The organism is Microcystis sp. M49636_WE2, assembly GCF_030065375.1.
GTDB classification, from domain to species: domain Bacteria; phylum Cyanobacteriota; class Cyanobacteriia; order Cyanobacteriales; family Microcystaceae; genus Microcystis; species Microcystis aeruginosa_C.
Genome location: NZ_JASJFG010000542.1, coordinates 1 through 1588, shown reverse-complemented (window position 1 = coordinate 1588; position 1588 = coordinate 1). Strand labels below are relative to the sequence as shown.

The window sequence follows — 1588 nt, the reverse complement described above, 5'->3', positions numbered from 1 at the left end:
TCCTGAACAATGAGGACTTACTATGACTAAAACCGTCGTTATCGATCCCGTCACCCGGATCGAAGGCCATGCCAAGATCTCGATTTTCCTTGACGATGGGGGGGAAGTGGATGACGTGCGTTTTCATGTGGTCGAGTATCGCGGTTTCGAGAAATTCTGCGAGGGACGGCCGATGTGGGAGATGGCGGGAATTACTGCCCGAATTTGCGGGATTTGCCCCGTTAGTCACCTACTTTGTGCCGCCAAAACCGGTGATAAAATTCTAGCGGTGCAAATCCCCCCCGCGGGGGAAAAACTGCGGCGCTTGATGAATTTGGGACAGTTAACCCAATCCCATGCTTTAAGCTTTTTCCATCTTAGCAGTCCCGATTTTCTGCTTGGTTGGGAAAGTGATCCCGCCAAACGGAATATTTTCGGTTTAATCGCGGCCGATCCCGACCTAGCGCGAGCGGGTATCCGTTTACGTCAATTTGGACAGAAAGTTATCGAACTTTTGGGGGCGAAAAAAATTCACCCCGCTTGGTCTGTCCCGGGGGGTGTGCGTTCTCCCCTGAGCGAAGAAGGGCGACAATGGATTAAAGAACGACTGCCGGAGTCTAAAGCGACTCTTTACAGGGCTTTAAACCTGTTTAAAGGACTTCTAGACAATTTAACCACAGAAATCGCCGCTTTTGGTAATTTCCCTTCCCTGTTTATGGGATTGGTCGGTAAACGGGACGAGTGGGAACACTACGGCGGTCATATTCGTTTTACCGATAGTCAAGGCAATATTGTGGCCGATAACCTGAGCGAAGACAATTATCGCGATTATATCGGCGAATCAGTGGAAAAATGGTCTTATTTAAAGTTTCCCTACTATAAACCCCTCGGTTATCCCAACGGTATCTATCGGGTTGGTCCGTTGGCACGGTTAAATGTTTGTTCCCATTTTGGCACGGAGGGAGCGGATATCGAGTTACGCGAATATCGCCATCGGGTCGGTGGTGTAGCGACGTCTTCTTTTTACTATCATTATGCCCGTTTAGTGGAGATTTTAGGCTGTTTAGAGCGTATCGAACTTTTAATCGACGATCCCGATATAGTTTCTCAACGCTGCCGGGCCGAAGCGGGAATTAATAATCTGCAAGGGGTGGGAGTTAGTGAAGCGCCCCGGGGTACTTTATTCCATGATTATAAAGTGGATGAAAATGGTTTAATTGAAACGGTGAATTTAATTATTGCCACGGGTAATAATAATTTGGCCATGAATCAAACGGTGAAACAAATCGCCCAACATTATATCCATGGTGGCGAAATTCCCGAAGCGATGTTAAACCGGGTGGAAGCGGGTATTCGTTGCTATGATCCCTGTTTAAGTTGTTCCACTCACGCGATGGGACAAATGCCGCTACAGCTAGAGTTAGTTAATGCAGCCGGTGAGGTGATTAATACTCGACAAAGGGGTTAATTAGGGTTTGCTGAATAAATCTAAAAATCTTGTTGGATAAGGTTTTTAGACTTTTTTTCTCTCAAAAATTGCCGACCATTGGAGTGATTGGGGGGAAAATTCAGGTACTTTTTCCCTGAAAATTAGGTAGTTGACCACCTG

The 1588-nt window shown here is 46.7% G+C and carries 1 protein-coding gene; it reads left to right on the top strand.

Features of this window, described 5'->3' with window-relative positions; genetic code table 11:
- Positions 1-22: 22 nt before the first annotated feature.
- Positions 23-1447 (top strand): Ni/Fe hydrogenase subunit alpha, encoded by a 1425-nt coding sequence (locus PX484_RS12565; RefSeq protein WP_149974281.1) that lies wholly within the window; start codon positions 23-25, stop codon positions 1445-1447.
- Positions 1448-1588: the final 141 nt, after the last annotated feature.

Coding starts and splice junctions, on each gene's coding strand:
- PX484_RS12565 (WP_149974281.1), top strand. CDS start 23: ATGACTAAAACCGTCGTTATCGATCCCGTCACCCGGATCGAAGGCCAT.